This window comes from Psychrobacter sp. Arc9, assembly GCF_041431295.1.
GTDB lineage: Bacteria > Pseudomonadota > Gammaproteobacteria > Pseudomonadales > Moraxellaceae > Psychrobacter.
In genome coordinates this window covers 33,256-52,274 of sequence record NZ_JASMRK010000019.1, presented here as the reverse complement: position 1 = coordinate 52,274, position 19,019 = coordinate 33,256, and the positions used below count along the sequence as shown (strand labels likewise).

The following is a 19,019-nucleotide window of genomic DNA, read 5'->3' as shown; positions in this document are numbered from 1 at the left end:
ATGCCTCAGCAGGGACAGGTAGCCATATTGTAAATAGTATCAATGAGTTACAATGTGGCTTATCCCGAACTGGGGTTTGGTACATACGGATAAGGGTCTAGTGCCAATCCAAGATATCAAAGTGGGCGACTTAATTTTATCAAAGCCTGTACTCTTCAAGCCTGAAGATGGTAGCGGTGATATAGAGTATAAGCCTGTCATAAGTACGTTTACATCCCCGAAAAAGGAAAGAATCTTTAAAGTTGAATACTTTAACGAAACGGTAGCCAAGCAAGGTGAGAAGGGTAGAAACTATATCTTATGTACCAGCAACCACCCATTTTGGGTAACTCGGCAGCCTGAAGATTTAGAGGGTGAGTGGTTATCGGCGGAGCGTTTACCAGCTGGATATCTAACGTCTGCTCATGGTGATACGATTGCACTTGATGATTACTCGTTTATCCCTGTGCGTACCTTGCCGAACTATCCTGAAGGCTGTGCCTATCTACAAAGTATACAAGATAAAGACTTTTGGGAGGAAGATGGTCTGGTTCAGTTTGTGAAGTTTTCAGATAGTGGCTATCAGTTTGTTAGTTTAGCTAATACAGAAGAAGCGTTCAAAGAAGAAATTAAAACACTTAATTGGAAAACCTCTGATGCCAAGTTGCTGATCAATCAAAAAGCACCGTTCTTAGTTGACCCAGAGCTATATAAGGCTTTGAACATTCGTCTATTACAGGATAATGTTTCTTATACTCATTCAGTAGAAAGTTATATTGAATATGTAAACGCGCCTTTGATGTTTAATGGCAAGGTAATAAGAGAAAATAAGATTTCCGACGAATTCATATATAAGAATAATGTACGTGGAATTAAAAAATATGGTAATGCAAAAGGTTTAACAGAGGAAAGTATCCATGAGCAAATGGAGAATTACTATGACGCTTGCCCTAACTCTTATGAGGATCATGTCTATAATATAGAAGTCGCGAATCATCATACTTATTTTGTCGGGCATGATGCGGTGTGGGTACTGGACGCTAAAGAGCCAGCCAATTAACCAGCTCTTTAGTTTATATCAATAGAAAAGTGTTATGACTGGCTAGAAGGCTTATATCTTCATCATATTACTATTCTAAATCCCACCACCAATCCGCTCCGCTAACGCCTGTAATTTTGGCACGATCATCGCAGCATACTCATCCGCTTCCCAGTTAGCACTTGGCACACTGGCATTCAGCGAATACGCGTATTGTCCTGTTGCAACATCATAGACCCCGACCGCGACTGCCAGTATATCAGTAGAAAATTCCCCATCAGACACGGTATAGCCGTATTTTTCATAATGCTCTGCCGCACTGGCTAGGGCAGTTTGCGCATGGTTATAATCTTCAACAGACAAATTCTCTTGTAGATTACTAATGATGACCGCCTTTCTCGCTTGCGTACTTACCGCATAAAAAGCACGTCCAATGGCAGTGCGTGCGACAGGTACGGCGGAGCCAACCTGCAAGTTGACTGATAGGCGAGCAGGACTACGGCAACAGGCGTGATAGCGCATTTCTCCTTCGACTTCGGTTGCCAAATTCACCGATACTTCGTTTTCACTAGCGAACTGTCGCAGTAATGGCTCAGCGTATGCCACCATGTCATGACGACTCCATGCGGTCGCACTGAGACGTACTGCACTACTGCCCAGTTGATACTGTCCGTGCTCATTAGTACGCAAAAACCCAAGCGTGGTCAAGGTATGAATCAGGCGACTAATGGTCGCTTTTGGCAGTTTGGTCATCTGACATAGTTGCTGATGGGTAAGGCGCTCATGGTGTTCAAAGGCAGCCAGTATAACCAATCCACGACCTAGTGCCGTCACAAACTGTCGATCGTTCTCTTCCTTGCTTTGACCCATCAGGTGATCCATTCGTCCGAGTAGTGGAGTAGCTGTTGATAAGGGTTTCGTCATTTTATACTCATCTTTTTTTGATAAAGGTTTACAGGGCAGCGAAAGTTTGGTTAAATGGTTTTAAATTATGAAACTAAGTTTCGCACAGCGGAATAATAAAGTCAATGACTTGTTAGACCAAATGATATATCAATCACTATTCGTCAGTCAGGATGACTGATACCAAGGAGATCCACATGGCAACATCTACTAGCCCACGCTTTGATTGGGAAGATCCTTTTTTACTACGTGACCAGCTCACTGAAGAAGAGCGCATGGTCACCGACAGCGCGCGTCAGTTTTTTCAAAAAGAGCTGATGCCTGGCATTATCGAGGCTAATCGCAACGAGAATTTCGATCGTAATATCATGCGTCAAATGGGTGAGATGGGCTTACTTGGTGTCACGATTGAAGGTTATGGCTGTGCTGGCTTATCGAGTGTTGCTTACGGTCTGATTGCCAAGGAAGTGGAAGCCGTTGATTCGGGCTACCGTTCAGCGATGAGCGTGCAATCAAGCTTGGTTATGCATCCTATTTGGGCGTATGGTACAGAAGAGCAAAGAGAAAAGTATTTGCCAAAGCTTGCCACAGGTGAGTATGTAGGCTGCTTCGGTCTGACTGAGCCAGATTCAGGATCTGATCCTTCATCGATGTCTACTCGTGCGCGCGCTGTGGATGGCGGTTATGAGCTGACTGGCAATAAAATGTGGATCACCAACAGTCCTATCGCTGACGTATTCGTCGTGTGGGCAAAAGACGATGCTGGCGAGATTCGCGGTTTTGTTTTAGACAAAGGTATGAAAGGATTATCTGCGCCGAAAATCGAGGGCAAGTTCTCATTACGTGCGTCAGTTACGGGTGAGATAGTCATGGACAAAGTGTTCGTTCCTGAAGCCAATGCTTTCCCAGATATCCGTGGTCTAAAAGGGCCATTTGGCTGCTTAAATAAAGCCCGTTATGGTATCGCTTGGGGTTCGATGGGTGCGGCTGAATTCTGCTGGAAAGCCGCCCGTCAGTACACGCTCGATCGTAAACAGTTTGGTCGTCCGCTAGCGGCAACGCAGCTGGTACAGCTAAAGCTTGCCAATATGCAGACAGAAATCACCTTAGGTCTACAAGCAGCGCTACGGGTTGGTCGTTTGATGGATGAAGACAACGCTGCGCCTGAGATGATTTCACTCATTAAGCGTAACAACTGCGGCAAGGCACTTGATATCGCTCGTATCGCTCGTGATATGCATGGCGGTAACGGTATCTCTGATGAATTCCATATCATTCGTCACGTGATGAACTTGGAAGCCGTCAATACTTACGAGGGTACACATGATATTCATGCGCTTATCCTAGGCCGTGCACAGACAGGCATTCAAGCGTTCTTTTAAGCGTTTTTAGCTAATAATTTTTGATACAACTGTATTTTATGACGTACGTTACTGCTTGGCTTTTTATCAAAAGAGCATTAACAGTAGCGTACGTTTTTCAGTTGTTATTCAGGATGTAATTGCTAAGTAGTTACATCCTGAATAACAATTTTATGATTAAAAAGTCAAAAAATACGCGACAGAGTAAGGGAATCTCATGACAGATATGTTTGATATGGCTAATATGCCAAAGGGCGCATTGCATGGTATCAAGGTGCTCGATTTATCGAGAGTGCTGGCTGGCCCTTCTTGCACACAAGTACTTGCTGATCTGGGTGCCGAAGTCATCAAGGTTGAGCGTCCTCATATCGGTGATGAGACGCGTCATTGGGCACCGCCAACATTCAGCGATGATACCTCTGCTTATTACGCTACCATTAACCGCAATAAAAAATCGCTGACGGTAGATATCACTATGCCGACAGGGCAAACCATCATTAAACAGCTAATCGCTGAGAGTGATATCTTGGTTGAGAACTTTAAAGTCGGTGGCCTGAAAAAATACGGCTTAGACTATGACAGCCTAAAACAGTCCAATCCGCGGCTGATTTATGCGTCATTGACAGGATTTGGTCAGACAGGGCCAGATGCCAAGCGCCCTGGTTATGATTATATTATCCAAGGATTATCAGGACTGATGAGCATCACAGGCCCTAGTGATGGCGAACCGCACAAAGTTGGCGTGGCAGTCGTCGATTTATTTGCAGGTTTGCAGCTAACGATTGGTATTCAGGCGGCACTGCTGGCGCGTCAAAATACTGGTGTTGGTCAACACGTTGATGTGGCGTTGCTTGATAGTGCGCTTGCCATGCTAGCCAATGTCGGCATGAATCATTTGGCATCCGATAAGATACCGCCAAGGTTGGGCAATCAGCATCCTAATATCGTGCCGTATCAAGTATTTGCGGGCGAGGGCGAGCAGCACTTTATTTTAGCCTGTGGTAATGACAGTCAGTTTGCCAAACTGTGTGAGGTGCTAGCAGTTGATTGGCATACCGATGAGCGCTTTGCGACCAATCCACAACGCGTTGCCAATCGCGAACTGCTGTGCGGTGAGCTGACTAAGCATTTTACTAATCAGCCACGCGCCTATTGGCTAGAGGTTTTAGACCAAGCAGGTATTCCATGCGGTGCGATTCATAACGTGGCTGAAGCCCTGGCCATGCCGCAAGCGCAAGCAAGGAATATGATTGTTAATTTCACCGAGCAAGGCAGTCCAGTACGCGCACTTGGTAACCCTATCAAGTTATCCGCATCACCAGTCAGCTATCGCACGCCGCCACCGCAGTTGAGCGAGCATACTGATAGCACACTTGCTAAACTGGGCTATGACAGCGAGATGATCGCAAAGCTAAAAGCCGATGGAATTGTTTAGCAGAATTTTTTGGATTATATTTTTTAGACCTACACTGGTATTTAGTCCTAACGCTACCTTTCAGCGTTAGGATTGAAGCCTAAATGCTGCTCAATTTGCTCCGCCAATTCAATCAATACCGCACTGACCTCAGCCCGTTTAGACTCATACTCTCCTTGCAAAAAACTCACTGCCATACCAGCGACCGCATTGCCTGATGCATTACGGATGTAAGTGCCCAAGCAGTACATCCCATCGCGCAACTGTCCATCATCGAGAGACACTCGGCTTTCTTGTATCGCTGCAAGCTCAGTTGCCAAATCGGTAAAATTCTTGACCCCATACTGGGTCATCGGCGTCGGAAACGTGTCTTTGTATAATGATTTGATACTGTCCATCGACAACGTGGATAGCATGGCTTTGCCTGTCGCAGAAAATACGGCAGGTACGCGAACGCCTGCACGAAAAGTAAAGCCAAGCGGCGCAGGTGACTCATGACAAGCCAAAAATACCACTTCGCCCAAATCAAGTTTTGACAAGGTAACAGTGTGCTGAAGAAGTACCGGATACTGCACAATCAAATCTTTAAATAACTGCACCACGCCTTGCTGCTGCTCGTACTTACCTGCCCAGTACATCAAATATGAACCCAAATAAAAACGGCTTTCAGGGTCTTTGTAAATGACATGTTTGGACAATAGACTCTGCAAGATATTGTGAGTGGAGCTACGTGGTAGCCCAAGCTCTTTTGCGATATGAGCCGCTGTCAGAGGCTGTGAGCTATCAGTAATCAAGTCCAAAATCTGAAACGTTTTGTCTAGCGCAGGCACGGCAGTCGAGCTCATAAGTAACCTATAAAAATAAAAGAAAATCAGAAAATACAAGATAATTTTTAAAATAATGAGAATAAGGGTTGCAAATCGCGTCATATCGTTCTTATAATGATGTCTCGTATATAGAATACGTGTTCAGTATATTGAACAAAAAAACAATTATCAATCATTATCTCATGATTACTATTATATCCACTCTTATAAACATACCTATATGACAAGGAGCGTCAACATGTCACACGCGCTGCAGTTATCAAATCCAGATTTACTCAAACAATCTTGCTTCATTAAAGACGGCTGGCATGCTGCTAGTGATGAAGCTGTGCTTGATGTCAACAATCCTTTTAATGGTGAGCTCATTGGTACTGTACCAAGTCTCACCACAGAAGATGTTAACGAAGCCGTTGCTTACGCTCATGATTTCCAAGCAGACTGGGCAGCAAAAACAGCCAAAGAGCGTGCAGAGTTATTGCAAAAATGGGCTGATCTAATCGATGCCAATAAAGAAGATTTGGCCATCATTATGACCGCTGAGCAAGGTAAACCGCTGACTGAATCACGTGGTGAAGTAGGTTATGCCAACAGCTTTATCCGTTGGTTTGCCGAAGAAGGCAAGCGCGTCTATGGTGATGTGATTCCTGCCAATAGCACACAGCTACGTCATGTCGTTCTTAAGCAGCCAGTCGGTGTTTGTGCTGCTATCACGCCTTGGAACTTCCCAGCTGCGATGATCACGCGCAAAGTTGCTCCTGCACTAGCAGCAGGCTGTACGATTATCGTCAAACCTGCTACCGAGACACCTTACTCTGCATTGGCACTAGGTGTATTGGCAGAGCAAGCGGGTATTCCTGCTGGCGTCATTCAGGTCGTAACCGGTAAGTCTTCTGTCATCGGCGACATCCTAACGGGTGATGCACGCATCCATAAACTATCATTTACAGGCTCTACAGAAGTAGGTCGTACGCTGATGGCACAATGCGCGCCAACTATTAAGAAGCTATCGTTAGAGTTGGGTGGCAATGCGCCATTTATCGTCTTTGATGATGCCGATCTAGAGAAAGCCGCTGCTGGTTTAATCGCTTCTAAATATCGTAATGCTGGTCAGACCTGTGTCTGTGCCAACCGCGTATACGTGCAAGACAGCATCAAAGATAAATTCTTAGACGTATTTGTCAAAAAAGTCGCTGAATTAAAAGTAGGTAACGGCCTAGAAGAGGGTGTCGATATTGGTCCTCTTATCAACAAAAAAGCGTTAGATAAAATCCAAGCCTTGCTAAAAGATGCTCTGGATAAAGGCGCAAAACTGGTCACTGGTGGTAGTGTCAATGACGCATCAGAACTGACTTATAACCCAACGGTTATTACAGATATTAGCAGTGATATGGACATCGCCTCTGAAGAAATCTTCGGACCGATTGCGACCATCTTTACCTTCAAAGACGAAGCAGAAGTTATCCGTGCTGCTAACGATACTATCTATGGCTTGGCCGCTTACTTCTATAGTAGCGACTATGCCCGCTCATGGCGCGTTACCGAAGGTCTTGAGTACGGCATCATCGGTCACAACACGGGTTTGATTTCTACAGAAGTTGCCCCATTTGGTGGTGTGAAGCAGTCTGGCTTTGGCCGTGAAGGCTCAAAATATGGTATCGAAGACTATATCACGACCAAATACTGGTGCTCTGATATCACCTAATAGCCATAACCTAATTAGTTGGCTTAATAACTAGCAAAGTAACAGTTAGCAACGCATCAACTAGCGCAAATTTTTAGATGTCTGTGGTGTTTTGAGTCAAACAAGCACCATTTGATATCTACTGAGTACAAAGACAAACATCAAATAAACCGCCAATCTCTAGATGGCACTTATGTTACGAACAAAGAAAAGGACATTCCCATGACTACCAATCAATCATTACTTGAGCGCCGCAAAGCTGTTTTACCAACAGGACTTGGGGTTGCCTTTCCTATTTTTGCAGAAAAAGCAAAGAACTCAGAAATCTGGGACATCGAAGGCAAGCGCTATATCGACTTTGTCGGTGGTATCTCAGTATTGAACACGGGTCACAGCCATCCAAAAATCACTCAACGTGTCCATGAGCAGCTAGACAAGTTTACGCACACTGCGGCGCAAATGATTAATTACGAATGCTATGTGGATCTGGCTGAAAAGCTATGCGAAAAAGCGCCTATCAGCGGCGATACTAAAGCGTTCTTTTTGACCACTGGCGCAGAAGCGGTTGAAAACTGCATCAAGATTGCTCGTGCTAAAACCCGTCGTCCAGGCGTAATCTCTTTTGTTGGTGGCTGGCATGGTCGTACCATGATGTGTATGAGCCTGACAGGCAAAGTATTACCATACAAAAAGAACTTTGGCCCGATGCCAGGACCAGTATTCCATGCGTTGTTCCCTGCAGAAGAGCTGAACGTAACAGAAGCGCAAGCGCTACATAGCCTTGACATGATCTTCCAAGCAGACATCGATCCTAGTGAAGTGGCAGCAATGATCGTTGAGCCAGTCCAAGGCGAGGGTGGTTTCCATCAAGTAACGCCGTCATTCGCTAAAGCGCTACGTGACATCTGTGATGAGCATGGCATCGTGCTTATTTTTGACGAAGTACAGTGTGGTTTTGCGAGAACCGGTACCTTGTTTGCAGGTGAACAGCTAGGGGTTGAGCCTGATCTAATGACTGCCGCGAAGAGTTTGGCTGGTGGTTATCCTATCTCTGCGGTCATTGGGCGTGCTGACATTATGGATGCGCCGCAAGTCGGTGGTTTGGGTGGTACTTATTCTGGTAACCCACTGGCTTGTGTGGCCGCACTTGCAGTTATGGAAGTGATCGAAGAAGAGAACTTACTTGAGCGTAGTATCGAGATTGGCAATGCCATTGCTTCATTCTTAAAAGGCTTGAACCTAAGCAGTATCGGTCATATCCGTCATAAGGGCGCTATGCTAGCGTTTGAATTGATTGATAGCGAAGGCAAACCTGATGCTGCCGCTGCTGCCAATCTAAAAGCAGAATCATTTGAGCAAGGTTTGCTACTAGCGTCTTGTGGTATGTATGGCAATGCCATTCGTGTGATGGTGCCATTGACGGTTGAAGATGAAGTGCTACAAGAAGGCCTTGATATCATCAAAGGTATTCTAACGGCATAAGCAATACTGAGTGTTATTTACTTTAGCGATGGAGCGCTTTTAACCAAGTACAGCTAGTTCAAGTACCGATATTGGTTAAAAGATTGTATGAAAGATAACGGCAAGGGTTGCCCTTATAACACTCGCTTTGAGTGAGTTTTTTAACGGCGCCTTGCAAGTCAAGACGCCGTTTTTGTTTTTGCTGTTTGAATACTATACCGACGGCAAATACAAGTTTTTCGGCGACGCGACAGACACAACAAACATGATGGGTATGATCCCATGAAACAAAAATAGTGTAGCTGTAACAGGCTCACACGGATGAAACACAGACAAGGAGTAGTTTATGTCTGAATTAAAAAAGTCGCTAGGGGTGTTCGATATCATTGCACTGGCATTCGGTGCAATGGTCGGTTGGGGCTGGGTTGTACTGGCAGGTAGTTGGATCATCTCGGCAGGTATATGGGGCGCAATTAGCGCCTTTTTAATAGGCGGTCTGGTAGTCGTATTGATTGGTGTGACGTATGCTGAACTTGCGGCCTCCATGCCAATTACTGGCGGTGAGCATACTTATACCCATCGAGCGTTAGGAGTCAATGTCTCCTTTATTTGCTCATGGAGTATTTTGTTTGGTTATTTTTCCGTCGTTGCTTTTGAAGCAGTAGCACTGCCCACCGTCGTCGAATACATTATTCCTAATTATAGCCAAGGGTATCTTTGGAATGTTGCTGGCTGGGATGTTTACGCCACTTGGGTAGGCGTCGGGATGCTTGGCTCAGTGATTGTTACTTGGCTGAACATACGCGGTATGGAAGTCAGTGCGTGGTTCCAAAAAACAGCAGTCGTTGGTATTTTCTGTGTAGGTATATTACTGTTCGTGGGTGCGTTACTGTTTAGTCCTGAAACTTCTAATACCGTACAAGCGCCTAACTTTATTGGCGGTATGGGTGGCATCATGACGGTGATGGTGATGGTACCGTTCTTGTTCGTTGGCTTCGATGTCATTCCCCAAGCTGCAGAAGAAATCAATCTATCTCGTCCGAACATCGGTAAGTTTTTGATTGTCTCTATTATTATCGCGGTGCTGTGGTATGTAGCAGTCGCTTGGAGTGTGGGCAAGACTTTACCGCTATTACAAGCACAAGACTCAACATTGGCAACGGCTGATGCGATGACAAATGCTTGGAATGGCAAATGGGCTGGTACCTTGCTGGTTATTGGCGGTGTGCTGGGTATTTTATCGAGCTGGAATGCGTTTCTTATCGGTGGTAGTCGTCTGCTATATGCTATGGGCAAAACGCACATGTTGCCACAGTTTTTATGCAAACTGCATCCGAAATATAATACGCCCGTCAATGCGATTTTATTAATCGGTGGTCTCGCGACACTTGCGCCATTATTTGGTCGTAAAATGCTGGTGTGGATTGTAGATGCTGGCGGGTTCGGTATTGTTATTGCTTATACTTGTGTGGCTCTTTCATTCTTAGTGCTGCGCTACCGTGAGCCTGATATGGTACGTCCGTTTAGAGTACCAGCAGGTAAATTGGTTGGTATTATCACTATTATCTTGAGTCTTGGTATGTTGGCACTATATCTACCAGGTATGCCATCAGCACTTGTCGCTATTGAGTGGTGGATTTTCCTTGGCTGGATCGTACTTGGTGGGGTATTGTACGGTTATGCTACGATGAAGAATCCTGGTAAGAGTAAAGACATTATGGATCATGAACTGCGCGAGCTAAAAACGGCTAACCAGCAGTGGTTAAAAGAAAATCCATATAAAAAGTAGACTTACTTTAATTACCTTTCATAAAAAAGCCTAACGTCAAACGTTAGGCTTTTTTTATTTAACTAAGGTTTTAATCTATTAAGACTTATCACGAATCAGTTTATAGTTTAAGAATTCAGTGATACCAAGTGTGCCAAGCTCGCGACCAAATCCTGAACGTTTAACGCCGCCAAATGGTGTGTTTGCTTCCGTACCAGAAGGTGCGTTGATCGTGACCATGCCCACTTCCAATTTGTCAGCAATGTCAGCAGCTAGGGCAGCATCTTGCGTTTGGATAGAGGCACCAAGACCGAAAGGCACATCGTTGGCAATCTTGATAGCATGGTCGATATCATTTGCTTTATAGACGACTGCTACAGGACCAAACAGCTCTTCACGATATACATCCATGGATTCAGTTACACCTGTCAGTACCGCAGGCTTAAACCAAGCACCAGGCTTGTCTTTGTCCATGCCGCCTTCTACTAATACTGTCGCACCTGCTTGGATAGCACTGTCTAACTGCGCTTGCAAGTTGACCGCAGCGGCTTTTGATGACATTGGGCCAATAAACGTATCTTCTTTAAGCGGGTCGGCCAAAGTCATGTTGCTGACCGCATTGGTAAAGCCTTCGACGAATTTGTCATAGACGGATTCAATGACGATCAAACGCTTGGCTGCGTTACAGGCTTGTCCAGTATTACCAAAACGACCAGAGATAGCGCCTTGTATCGCTTGTTCGATATCGGCATCGGCTGCGACGATAAAGGCATCTGAACCACCCAATTCTAAAACGACTTTTTTGAGTGCGCCGCCAGCTTCTTTTGCAACGGCTTGTCCAGCGCGCTCAGAGCCAGTGAGTGAGATACCTTGTACACGCTTGTCATGAATAATAGTCGCTGCCTGCTCGTTGGTGGCAAAGATATTGTTATAAACACCTTCAGGTACGCCGACCTCTTTGAACATATCAGCGATAACTTCTGCAGTCTTAGGGCATTGAGGCGCGTGCTTTAAGATAATAGTATTACCTGCCATAAAGTTTGGCGCGACAAAACGTGCCACTTGATAATGTGGATAGTTCCACGGCATGATACCGAGTAGAACGCCAACAGGACATTTTTCTACCGAAGCTGATCCTGAGTCAACGTCAATGGTATTCGGCGCGAGTAGCTGCTCAGCATTGTCTGCATAGTAACGATAGATCTCAGCGACCAGACCGATTTCACCCTTGGCTTGTGCAACGGGTTTACCCATCTCACCCGCCACGATACGAGCCAGCTCGTCTTGACGCTCAAGATAGATATCAGCGATTTTATGCAGTAATGCACTGCGCTCATTTAATGGCACTTTACGCCAATCTTGATAAGCGGTGTCGGCTTGTTCAATGACTTGCTGGATATCTTGTTCAGTGGCGGTAGGGTAAGTGGCTTCTAGTTCGCCAGTGGCTGGATTGTTGATTTGATAATCGCTCATACTTTTTCCTTATTTTTAGCGTGTTTTTGGGTTTAAAATCCATTTTTGGGTTTATGCTTATACTTTCAGTTGCTAATAAGTGCGATTTATTAGGGTTCATTCTATACCAAGCGGCGTGTTTTAGAGTGACGCTTTGGTTACAGGTTATTGCTGGGTAATACAATGAATATTACCGCCGCCATAGACAATCTCTTTTGTGCGTACTCCCACTACCTGATGCTGCGGAAAGATTTTTTCAAGCTGCTCGATGGCGAGTGCATCATTTATATCATCATATTGCGGTACGATGACCGCGTCATTACAAATCAAAAAATTGGCATAGGAGGCGATACAAACATCACCCGTTAGGCGAGGTTTGGTATCATGAGATTGGAGAGTGTCTACAGTGGTTAATTGTCTTCAGTTGTTTCTGTCGTATCGACATTATCCGTTGCCTTCGATTTTTCTTTGGTTAGCTTTATTTTTGGATTTTTAGCAACAGGTTCGATATTTTTCACAGCGACATTCAGGGCAGGTTTAGATGCTTTTTTTAAACTGCGTTTGATGCGTCGAACCGCAATAGCATCTGCTTCGGCTTGTTCTTCGGCAAGCGCCGCATCATGTAAGCTTTGATAGACTTCAAGCGTCTTTTCAATCATCTCACGCATGGTGAATTTGTTGGTCATTTCAGGACGCGTCACACTTTCTAACTGATTTCTAACCGCTTTACAAAGCGCATTGGCATTGTACTTTTTTACCAGTCCTTGCGGGTAGAGCGGTTGTAAAATCTCGCTAAAGGCAGCTTGATCCCAACCAATAACTGGCGTACCTAGATGTATGGCTTGTAGGGCATTGATACCGATTGACTCGGGCTCATTAGCAAGTGCCATGACAATATTGGCCGCCGATAGCCATTCTCGCATATCATTGCGCTTGCTACCCACATAGGTAATGCGTTCAGCTAAACCTAAGCTATTAGTACGTTGGCGAAAATCTTCATGAGCGACATCGCCGTCTTTATAGTCTTCATCCATAATAATGACGTGAATATTTGGGAATTGCTCTTGCAGGTTACCCAAGATATCGATGAGCCACTCTTGCCCGTACTCATTACCGATGACAGTTGGGAATACGAGCCATTTTTTGTGCTCAAGCTCAGGGTATTCAGCAAAGGTATGACGTAACCAATAAACCGACGGATTATGACGATAAGGGTAGCGCCGAGTATCGATACCACGATAGATACGCGTGATGACTTTAGGATCTACGTCTTCGATGCGCAGTCCTTTTTTTAAGTATTGAGTGACACTATCAGATACGGTGATTATCGTATCAACATTGAGTAGGGCTTGAGAATATTTATTGATTGGATAAAAACCATACATGGTCGAGACCAGTTTGGGAAAACGTCTAACGCGAGCACGGCGCAGTGCCAAATGCAATATCCATGCAGGGGTACGTGAATGTACATGAATGACATCAGGTTCGTACTTTTCTATCAAATGCCGCAGTGCAGAGACTTGCAATAGCGATAGCCAGGACTTTTTATTCACGTGCAGCTGATGGTATATATTGCCATCACGTTTGAGACGTCTAACCAAGTCGTTGTCTTCATCGGCACTCGAAACAATGATAGAGGTGTGCTCATTTTTGACCAATGCTCGCCCAAGATGAAAAATGCCGCGCTCGGATTCATCATGCTTTAGAGACGACAGTAAGCGCATAACTTTCATAATAGCGTTGGTCACCGGTTAGTAATATCAATTTGCTATTGTCAGTTAAAAGCGATTAAAACTCAACCATCAAGATAAAAAGATGAGGTCAGATAGGGGGTTTTTAGACTATATAAGCGTAAGACGTGGATTAATAAACACCAAAAGCCGTTAGCGTCGTTTTTGTAAGTGCTCAGCATTGGGCAGCACTTGTTTTTCACTCAAGTATTTCCAGTAGCGCTGCGGGAGATATTGCTTATGCAGCTTAGGGTTTTTGCGCTCTTTGATATTGACGTTGGTAAAGTAACCTTGCCAGAACTTTTGATAGCGCTGCTCATCAGGACTATGGATGCTGGCAGGATTGCGTAGTACCGCATCATCGAGGTCGGTGATGGTTTGCAGCTTTGCTGGGCGTGATGGTGTGCTATTACTTTTATCATAATAGATGCCATAGCCTCGCGTTAGATCATAGATCGCCCAGTGTTGATCTTGATAGCGCTGACGAAAGTGCTCTCCAATCAATGGCAGTACATTAAAATCAGGCTCTACACGTGCAAAATAAATATCATCAGCCGTATGCTCAAAACGTACAAACGCTTCCATACGGTGTTTCTCACGGCCGACCGATTTGACTGTCTGCACCAGCTCAAGCACGTCCAAATTACCCAAATCCTGCATGATCTGACGGCTAGGGTAGTCGATGGCGTATTTGACCACACGAAACAATGTTGTGCCAATATCGTCCTTCTCTGATAAAAAACCCCACAAGATATTTCGCATACCTGATCGACCCAATAAGGTATTTAATTTGACCAACACGCGCTCGGCTTTATCCTCATCAGTTGCCACGTTAGTTGCCTGAGCGATGAGTGAGGGCACATAGCAATCTTGAGCAGTTAGCTTTAGTGACATATCGTTTTGTAGACGATTGGCATAGACATAAAACACCGCACTCAGCCAACCTTCAAAGCTAGGCTCATACAGTACAATGCTAGGCGTCAATTGACTGACAGCGTAAGAGTCATTTTGCATAAGTGTTGACATGTTTTATCCTACATTTCTATCATAAATACAGTAGCGAGATAGCAGGTTTTTTAACACATGCTATCTAGAGCCATTCTAAAATAAAGCCAACTGCCCACTACGCTGATCGTTAAATTTGGTTTGCGTTTGAGCCAATACATACTGACGGAAATTATCGCGTGTTAGATGTGCAAGGTGTTCGTTTTTGCCAGTGGTCGCGATGAAGTATTTAGCACGATTGACCGCAGCGCCCATCTTTTTTAGATGGTATAGCGTCAATTGATTGAATTTACGTGCTTTGATGATTTTTTTAGCAGTCTTTGTACCGATACCTGGGATACGTAGAATCATCTCATAAGTCGCTGTCTGAATATTGACTGGGAAATGCTCGCGATGGCGTATTGCCCAAGCCAGTTTTGGATCGCAGTCTAAATCTAAGAATGGTGACTCCGGCTCCACAATCTCATGCGCACCAAAACCATAAAAACGCATTAACCAATCTGCTTGATACAGACGATTCTCCCGTACCATCGGCACAGGCGTTCCAATCGCAGGCAAGCGATTGTCAGAGAGCATAGGTACATAACCTGAGTAATAGACACGCTTGAGATCATACGTTTTGTAGAAGTGACTCGATAGCTGAATCACCTGCAAGTCAGTCTCGTTACTCGCACCAACAATCATTTGGCTGGTCTGACCTGCTGGCGTGAACTTAGGCGCTTTTTTATGAGTTTTACGGCTTTCACGAATGGTGATGATTTCCTCTTTTACCGTCTCCATCGGGGCTTTTAATTGGTCATGTGATTTCTCTGGCGCAAGCAACGCCAACCCTGATTTGGTCGGAATCTCGATATTGACGCTCAAACGATCCGCATATAATCCTGCTTCTAGCAGCAGTTCTTTTGACGCACCTGGAATGGTCTTTAGATGGATGTAACCATTAAAGCGTTCGCGCGTACGCAAGAGTTTGGCGACTTCGACCAGTCTCTCCATCGTATAGTCACCACTTTTGAAGATACCAGAGCTGAGAAAGAGACCTTCGATATAATTACGGCGATAAAACTGCATGGTCAAATCGACGACTTCTTCGACACTAAAAGCAGCGCGTGGCGTGTCATTACTCTTGCGCGAGGTGCAATAAGCGCAGTCGTAAATGCAGTGATTGGTCAAAAGAATCTTTAACAAGCTGACGCAGCGACCATCTTCGGTATAACTGTGACAGATACCCGTTGCTGATGCATCGCCTAATCCGCCGCCTTGGTTTTTACGAGTACCAGCGGAGGATGAGCAGGAAACATCATACTTGGCAGCATCAGCCAAGATATTGAGTTTGCCCTGTAATCTTTCATAATTGATGTTTGCCATAAGTCGCGTTTTACCAATTAATTGATGAAAGACTATTTTACCAAAATACTCATTAAGTCATTGTATTAATAGGAGAATTCTAAAAACAACACGACAAATAGTGTCGTATGATTCATGTCTAATATAGTAAACAGTAGTTTGAGGTTTATTTAAAGGCTAAACTCTGTGGCTTAATATATTCACTTTTTAAGGGTAAATATAGATTTTTTCAAACATTCCATAAAAGGGTCTTTTAGAGAAATTTTATGCTCAAAAAATTTAAAGAAAAATCAGCGTCTCAAAAGTTCGATACGTTTCTAAATGTCTCGTTTATATCTTTTTTCATTGCACTCAATTTTTTGGAATGGCAGGGTAGAGATTTTCCGCAGGAGTCGGAGCTACAATACAGTGAAGGAATTATCACTGATAAGGGATTTAGTATAGCCTTGCAATCTATCGAAAATCCTAAACAAATAACGCTTTACGGCTGTAGCTATAATGTATTTGGCTTTATTAATACTGGGTCATGTATGGGTCCTACATACCTTGAACCTAGGCTTGGCAAGTACGCAAGAGTTGGTTGGTACTATCAGCCCAATTTTTTAGGCGTATCGAATAATTTACCGCAATTAGTCAGCTTAGACATTAGAGAATCAGAGGAAGATCTGCAAATAACTTACGAAGATACCAAAAACCTAATGTTCGATCAAAACATGATAAGAGTGCTCACTACGTCAATCTTTGGTTTTGGTTTTATCTTTTTTATGACAAAACTTAATAATCTAATTAATCGGCCTATTCTGTATAAAGAAAAATGATCTTCTCTAAAAGCTCATCTATTTCTGCCACTGCATCAAGCATTTATATCCTAAGCTTAAAGCAGTGCTTTACCACACTCAAAACCAAGCCGCCGACACAAAAAAGGTCTTGTCGACTAGCTGACTAGTCCACAAGACCTTTTACATATACCGATAACCGTTAAATAATAATACGCGACAGTTTAATGTTTATTGAACCTTGGCACGTATGACCACGGTTTTGGCCGCATTGGCGTCAAAGTTCACCAAGTTCCATTTTAGACCAGAGTAGTTTTCTTGGGCAACCACCGTATTGCCAACTTGCTGAATGGTTTGATAGCTGTCTCCGCCAGTGGTAGCAAGTGTCGGCAGAGGACTATTCAACGAGACTAACTGGACGCCACTTGGTAATGAGATCATGGCGTTGATGTCATTGACTGGCTGTGCCGTGGTATTGGTATAAGTGGTGTGATACTCGATCACGTCACCAGGGTCAATATGATTGGCAGGAACGGCAACTTCACGTCCATCAGCATTTTTTAGAATTTTTATCACTTTGGTATTGGCATTGACCACGCCAGGCGTACTAAAAGTCGGGGTCAATTGCAAGGTATCTAACGTGGTCGTCGTTGTCGTTACTTGATTGGTCACTGGCTGCTGCGTAATCACTGGCGGGGTGACATTAGTTGCGACAGGTAGTACTTGTGTCACGCTGCTGGCAGGCGTAGTAATCACATCTACTTTAGTGACTTTATTGGTAATAGAGTTAGTCACTGGTACGCTAGTAACGGTCGTCGTACCTTGGACAACAGGAGACTGACGCATGACATAGCGTGGCACAGTGGTCACCTGAGTTACCGCGTACGGCATGCCGTCTTGCATGATGATACCGTTTGGCGTCGCCGTAATCGTAGCAGTTTTGCCATCAGAGTATTGCTCAACAACAGTGGTGCTACCGCTCGCAGATGAGCTAATGGCAATCTCAGGGGCAGCATTGGCCGATGATGCGACCAACATGATACCTGCTAGAATTGCAGGTATAGTTGCATTTTTTGCCATAGTTGTTTTAGCAGTTGATGCTTGAAAACTATTGTTCATAATCATAAAAGACTCCTCAAAAATAATAGTAAGTAATACAACAATAGATAATGCTTAGATGAACAAAACCCCCGCTAAATGACACCGAAAAATATGCCAAATAACGAGGGTAGTAGTGCTGATATTAGCCTATGTATGCGATCAGACCATCATTATTTTTAGTAAGAGCGCAGCAGTGCTAACTTGTATAAAAGCTATTCAATCTTAAATATTTCTTATTGAATAGGCTTAATATTGAAGCTGTTGTGCCCTTAAACTCAAATAATTATGCGCCAAAACAAATCATGGATAAAAGCAGCATTATGTAACCGAAATGGTATAAATGCTATTTATGTGTAGTACGGCTTTCATCTATGGAATTGCATAACTAAGTCGCTAGTCACAATCATTTTCATAAAAACTATTATCTAAAAGTCATTTCTCGAACTGTCTATCTTTGAGAACATCAAAATTCTAGATTAGAACGCAGTGTAGTTATTAGTCGTATATAACTTTCATGACTTCATATTCAACCACGCCCTTTGGCGTTTCGATGCGCACTTCGTCACCTTCGAACTTACCAATCAGACCACGAGCGATTGGTGAGTTGACTGAGATTTTGCCAGCTTTAAAGTCAGCCTCATCATCACCAACGATTTTGTATTGTTTTTCTTCTTCGGTGTCCATGTTTTCGATCACGACGCTGACACCAAACACGATACGGCCTTCTTTTGGCAGTGTCGAAGGATCGATGACTTGAGCGCCACCAAGTTTGGCTTCGATATCACGAATACGTGCTTCACAAAAACCTTGTTGCTCACGGGCAGCATGGTATTCAGCATTTTCTTTCAAATCGCCGTGTTCGCGTGCTTCAGCAATCGATGCTGTGATGCGTGGACGGTCGACACTTTTTAGCTGTTTTAATTCGGCTTCTAGAGCCGCGTGTCCTTGCGGAGTCATTGGGTAACGTTGCATGTTTTTTCCTTAAACCAATAACACCACACCACCTCATAATGAGATGGTGTCAGTGTTGTTGCAATGGATATAAAATATAAAAGAGTGATAATTAAGACGATGTAATGAATAAGTTGGCCATCATTTATGAGTGTATCTCACCTAAATTCAAGCATAGTCGCACTTAAGCTTACGTAATAAAAAGCATAGTCGCAATTTAGCCACTA

15 protein-coding genes and 1 pseudogene are annotated in these 19,019 nt (G+C 44.1%); 7 read left to right on the top strand and 9 right to left on the bottom strand.

Features of this window, described 5'->3' with window-relative positions; all coding sequences use genetic code 11:
- The first annotated feature begins 52 nt into the window (after nt 1-52).
- Nucleotides 53-1,039 (top strand): hypothetical protein, encoded by a 987-nt coding sequence (locus QO187_RS10320; RefSeq protein WP_102093781.1) that lies wholly within the window; start codon nt 53-55, stop codon nt 1,037-1,039.
- A 75-nt stretch (nt 1,040-1,114) separates the two neighbouring features.
- On the opposite strand, the gene QO187_RS10315 is transcribed toward QO187_RS10320, so the two are convergent.
- Complete coding sequence (locus QO187_RS10315) at nt 1,115-1,942, bottom strand: IclR family transcriptional regulator (protein WP_102093782.1); 828 nt, start codon at nt 1,940-1,942, stop codon at nt 1,115-1,117.
- 176 nt (nt 1,943-2,118) lie between these two features.
- Between QO187_RS10315 and QO187_RS10310 the strand changes: the two genes are divergently transcribed.
- Both QO187_RS10310 and QO187_RS10305 read left to right on the top strand, forming a co-directional pair.
- Entirely contained in the window at nt 2,119-3,303 is a 1,185-nt protein-coding gene (locus tag QO187_RS10310) for an acyl-CoA dehydrogenase (protein ID WP_102091151.1), read from the top strand.
- A 205-nt stretch (nt 3,304-3,508) separates the two neighbouring features.
- A complete protein-coding gene (locus tag QO187_RS10305; protein ID WP_102093822.1) occupies nt 3,509-4,717 on the top strand; it encodes a CaiB/BaiF CoA-transferase family protein in 1,209 nt (402 codons plus the stop codon).
- Nucleotides 4,718-4,770: 53 nt separating this feature from the next.
- Here the strand turns inward: QO187_RS10305 and QO187_RS10300 are convergent, their stop codons facing one another.
- On the bottom strand, nt 4,771-5,541 hold the full coding sequence (locus QO187_RS10300) for an IclR family transcriptional regulator (protein WP_102093784.1): 771 nt from the start codon (nt 5,539-5,541) through the stop codon (nt 4,771-4,773).
- A gap of 220 nt (nt 5,542-5,761) precedes the next feature.
- On the opposite strand from QO187_RS10300, the gene QO187_RS10295 reads away from it, so the two are divergent.
- The 3 genes from QO187_RS10295 (at nt 5,762) to QO187_RS10285 (ending at nt 10,454) form a co-directional block, all read left to right on the top strand.
- Complete coding sequence (locus tag QO187_RS10295) at nt 5,762-7,225, top strand: NAD-dependent succinate-semialdehyde dehydrogenase (protein WP_102093785.1); 1,464 nt, start codon at nt 5,762-5,764, stop codon at nt 7,223-7,225.
- Between the two features lie 201 nt (nt 7,226-7,426).
- Nucleotides 7,427-8,686, top strand: a complete 1,260-nt coding sequence (gene gabT, locus QO187_RS10290; RefSeq protein WP_102093786.1) for a 4-aminobutyrate--2-oxoglutarate transaminase — start codon at nt 7,427-7,429, stop codon at nt 8,684-8,686.
- A 325-nt stretch (nt 8,687-9,011) separates the two neighbouring features.
- Nucleotides 9,012-10,454, top strand: coding sequence for an APC family permease (locus tag QO187_RS10285; RefSeq protein WP_102093787.1), 1,443 nt, complete (start codon nt 9,012-9,014; stop codon nt 10,452-10,454).
- A gap of 78 nt (nt 10,455-10,532) precedes the next feature.
- Here the strand turns inward: QO187_RS10285 and QO187_RS10280 are convergent, their stop codons facing one another.
- From QO187_RS10280 to QO187_RS10260, 5 genes and pseudogenes are all read right to left on the bottom strand, one after another.
- Complete coding sequence (locus tag QO187_RS10280) at nt 10,533-11,906, bottom strand: NAD-dependent succinate-semialdehyde dehydrogenase (RefSeq protein WP_102093789.1); 1,374 nt, start codon at nt 11,904-11,906, stop codon at nt 10,533-10,535.
- Between the two features lie 144 nt (nt 11,907-12,050).
- Nucleotides 12,051-12,242, bottom strand: a pseudogene (locus QO187_RS10275) (agmatine deiminase family protein); the annotation flags it as partial.
- A gap of 53 nt (nt 12,243-12,295) precedes the next feature.
- Complete coding sequence (locus QO187_RS10270) at nt 12,296-13,618, bottom strand: glycosyltransferase family 4 protein (protein WP_102093790.1); 1,323 nt, start codon at nt 13,616-13,618, stop codon at nt 12,296-12,298.
- A gap of 150 nt (nt 13,619-13,768) precedes the next feature.
- Nucleotides 13,769-14,641, bottom strand: a complete 873-nt coding sequence (locus tag QO187_RS10265) for a TIGR03915 family putative DNA repair protein (RefSeq protein WP_102093792.1) — start codon at nt 14,639-14,641, stop codon at nt 13,769-13,771.
- Between the two features lie 75 nt (nt 14,642-14,716).
- Nucleotides 14,717-15,985 carry a putative DNA modification/repair radical SAM protein gene (locus QO187_RS10260; protein WP_102093793.1) on the bottom strand — a complete coding sequence of 423 codons (1,269 nt, stop codon included), beginning with the start codon at nt 15,983-15,985 and terminating at the stop codon, nt 14,717-14,719.
- Nucleotides 15,986-16,230: 245 nt separating this feature from the next.
- Here QO187_RS10260 and QO187_RS10255 point away from each other — a divergent pair, with 245 nt between their 5' ends.
- On the top strand, nt 16,231-16,782 hold the full coding sequence (locus QO187_RS10255; RefSeq protein WP_102093794.1) for a hypothetical protein: 552 nt from the start codon (nt 16,231-16,233) through the stop codon (nt 16,780-16,782).
- Between the two features lie 189 nt (nt 16,783-16,971).
- Here the strand turns inward: QO187_RS10255 and QO187_RS10250 are convergent, their stop codons facing one another.
- Together QO187_RS10250 and greA are read right to left on the bottom strand one after the other, a co-directional pair.
- The gene (locus QO187_RS10250) at nt 16,972-17,865 is read right to left on the bottom strand and encodes a hypothetical protein (RefSeq protein WP_228153199.1); all 894 of its coding nucleotides are present in this window, start codon (nt 17,863-17,865) and stop codon (nt 16,972-16,974) included.
- A gap of 471 nt (nt 17,866-18,336) precedes the next feature.
- Nucleotides 18,337-18,813 carry a transcription elongation factor GreA gene (greA, locus tag QO187_RS10245; RefSeq protein WP_057760725.1) on the bottom strand — a complete coding sequence of 159 codons (477 nt, stop codon included), beginning with the start codon at nt 18,811-18,813 and terminating at the stop codon, nt 18,337-18,339.
- Nucleotides 18,814-19,019 lie beyond the last annotated feature (206 nt).

Excerpts from the sequence above, each read along its gene's own strand:
- QO187_RS10300 (WP_102093784.1), bottom strand. The coding sequence starts at position 5,541 with ATGAGCTCGACTGCCGTGCCTGCGCTAGACAAAACGTTTCAGATTTTG.
- QO187_RS10265 (WP_102093792.1), bottom strand. The coding sequence starts at position 14,641 with ATGTCAACACTTATGCAAAATGACTCTTACGCTGTCAGTCAATTGACG.
- QO187_RS10305 (WP_102093822.1), top strand. The coding sequence starts at position 3,509 with ATGTTTGATATGGCTAATATGCCAAAGGGCGCATTGCATGGTATCAAG.
- gabT (WP_102093786.1), top strand. The coding sequence starts at position 7,427 with ATGACTACCAATCAATCATTACTTGAGCGCCGCAAAGCTGTTTTACCA.
- QO187_RS10285 (WP_102093787.1), top strand. The coding sequence starts at position 9,012 with ATGTCTGAATTAAAAAAGTCGCTAGGGGTGTTCGATATCATTGCACTG.
- QO187_RS10315 (WP_102093782.1), bottom strand. The coding sequence starts at position 1,942 with ATGACGAAACCCTTATCAACAGCTACTCCACTACTCGGACGAATGGAT.
- QO187_RS10255 (WP_102093794.1), top strand. The coding sequence starts at position 16,231 with ATGCTCAAAAAATTTAAAGAAAAATCAGCGTCTCAAAAGTTCGATACG.
- QO187_RS10310 (WP_102091151.1), top strand. The coding sequence starts at position 2,119 with ATGGCAACATCTACTAGCCCACGCTTTGATTGGGAAGATCCTTTTTTA.
- greA (WP_057760725.1), bottom strand. The coding sequence starts at position 18,813 with ATGCAACGTTACCCAATGACTCCGCAAGGACACGCGGCTCTAGAAGCC.
- QO187_RS10280 (WP_102093789.1), bottom strand. The coding sequence starts at position 11,906 with ATGAGCGATTATCAAATCAACAATCCAGCCACTGGCGAACTAGAAGCC.
- QO187_RS10260 (WP_102093793.1), bottom strand. The coding sequence starts at position 15,985 with ATGGCAAACATCAATTATGAAAGATTACAGGGCAAACTCAATATCTTG.
- QO187_RS10295 (WP_102093785.1), top strand. The coding sequence starts at position 5,762 with ATGTCACACGCGCTGCAGTTATCAAATCCAGATTTACTCAAACAATCT.
- QO187_RS10250 (WP_228153199.1), bottom strand. The coding sequence starts at position 17,865 with ATGATTATGAACAATAGTTTTCAAGCATCAACTGCTAAAACAACTATG.
- QO187_RS10320 (WP_102093781.1), top strand. The coding sequence starts at position 53 with ATGTGGCTTATCCCGAACTGGGGTTTGGTACATACGGATAAGGGTCTA.
- QO187_RS10270 (WP_102093790.1), bottom strand. The coding sequence starts at position 13,618 with ATGAAAGTTATGCGCTTACTGTCGTCTCTAAAGCATGATGAATCCGAG.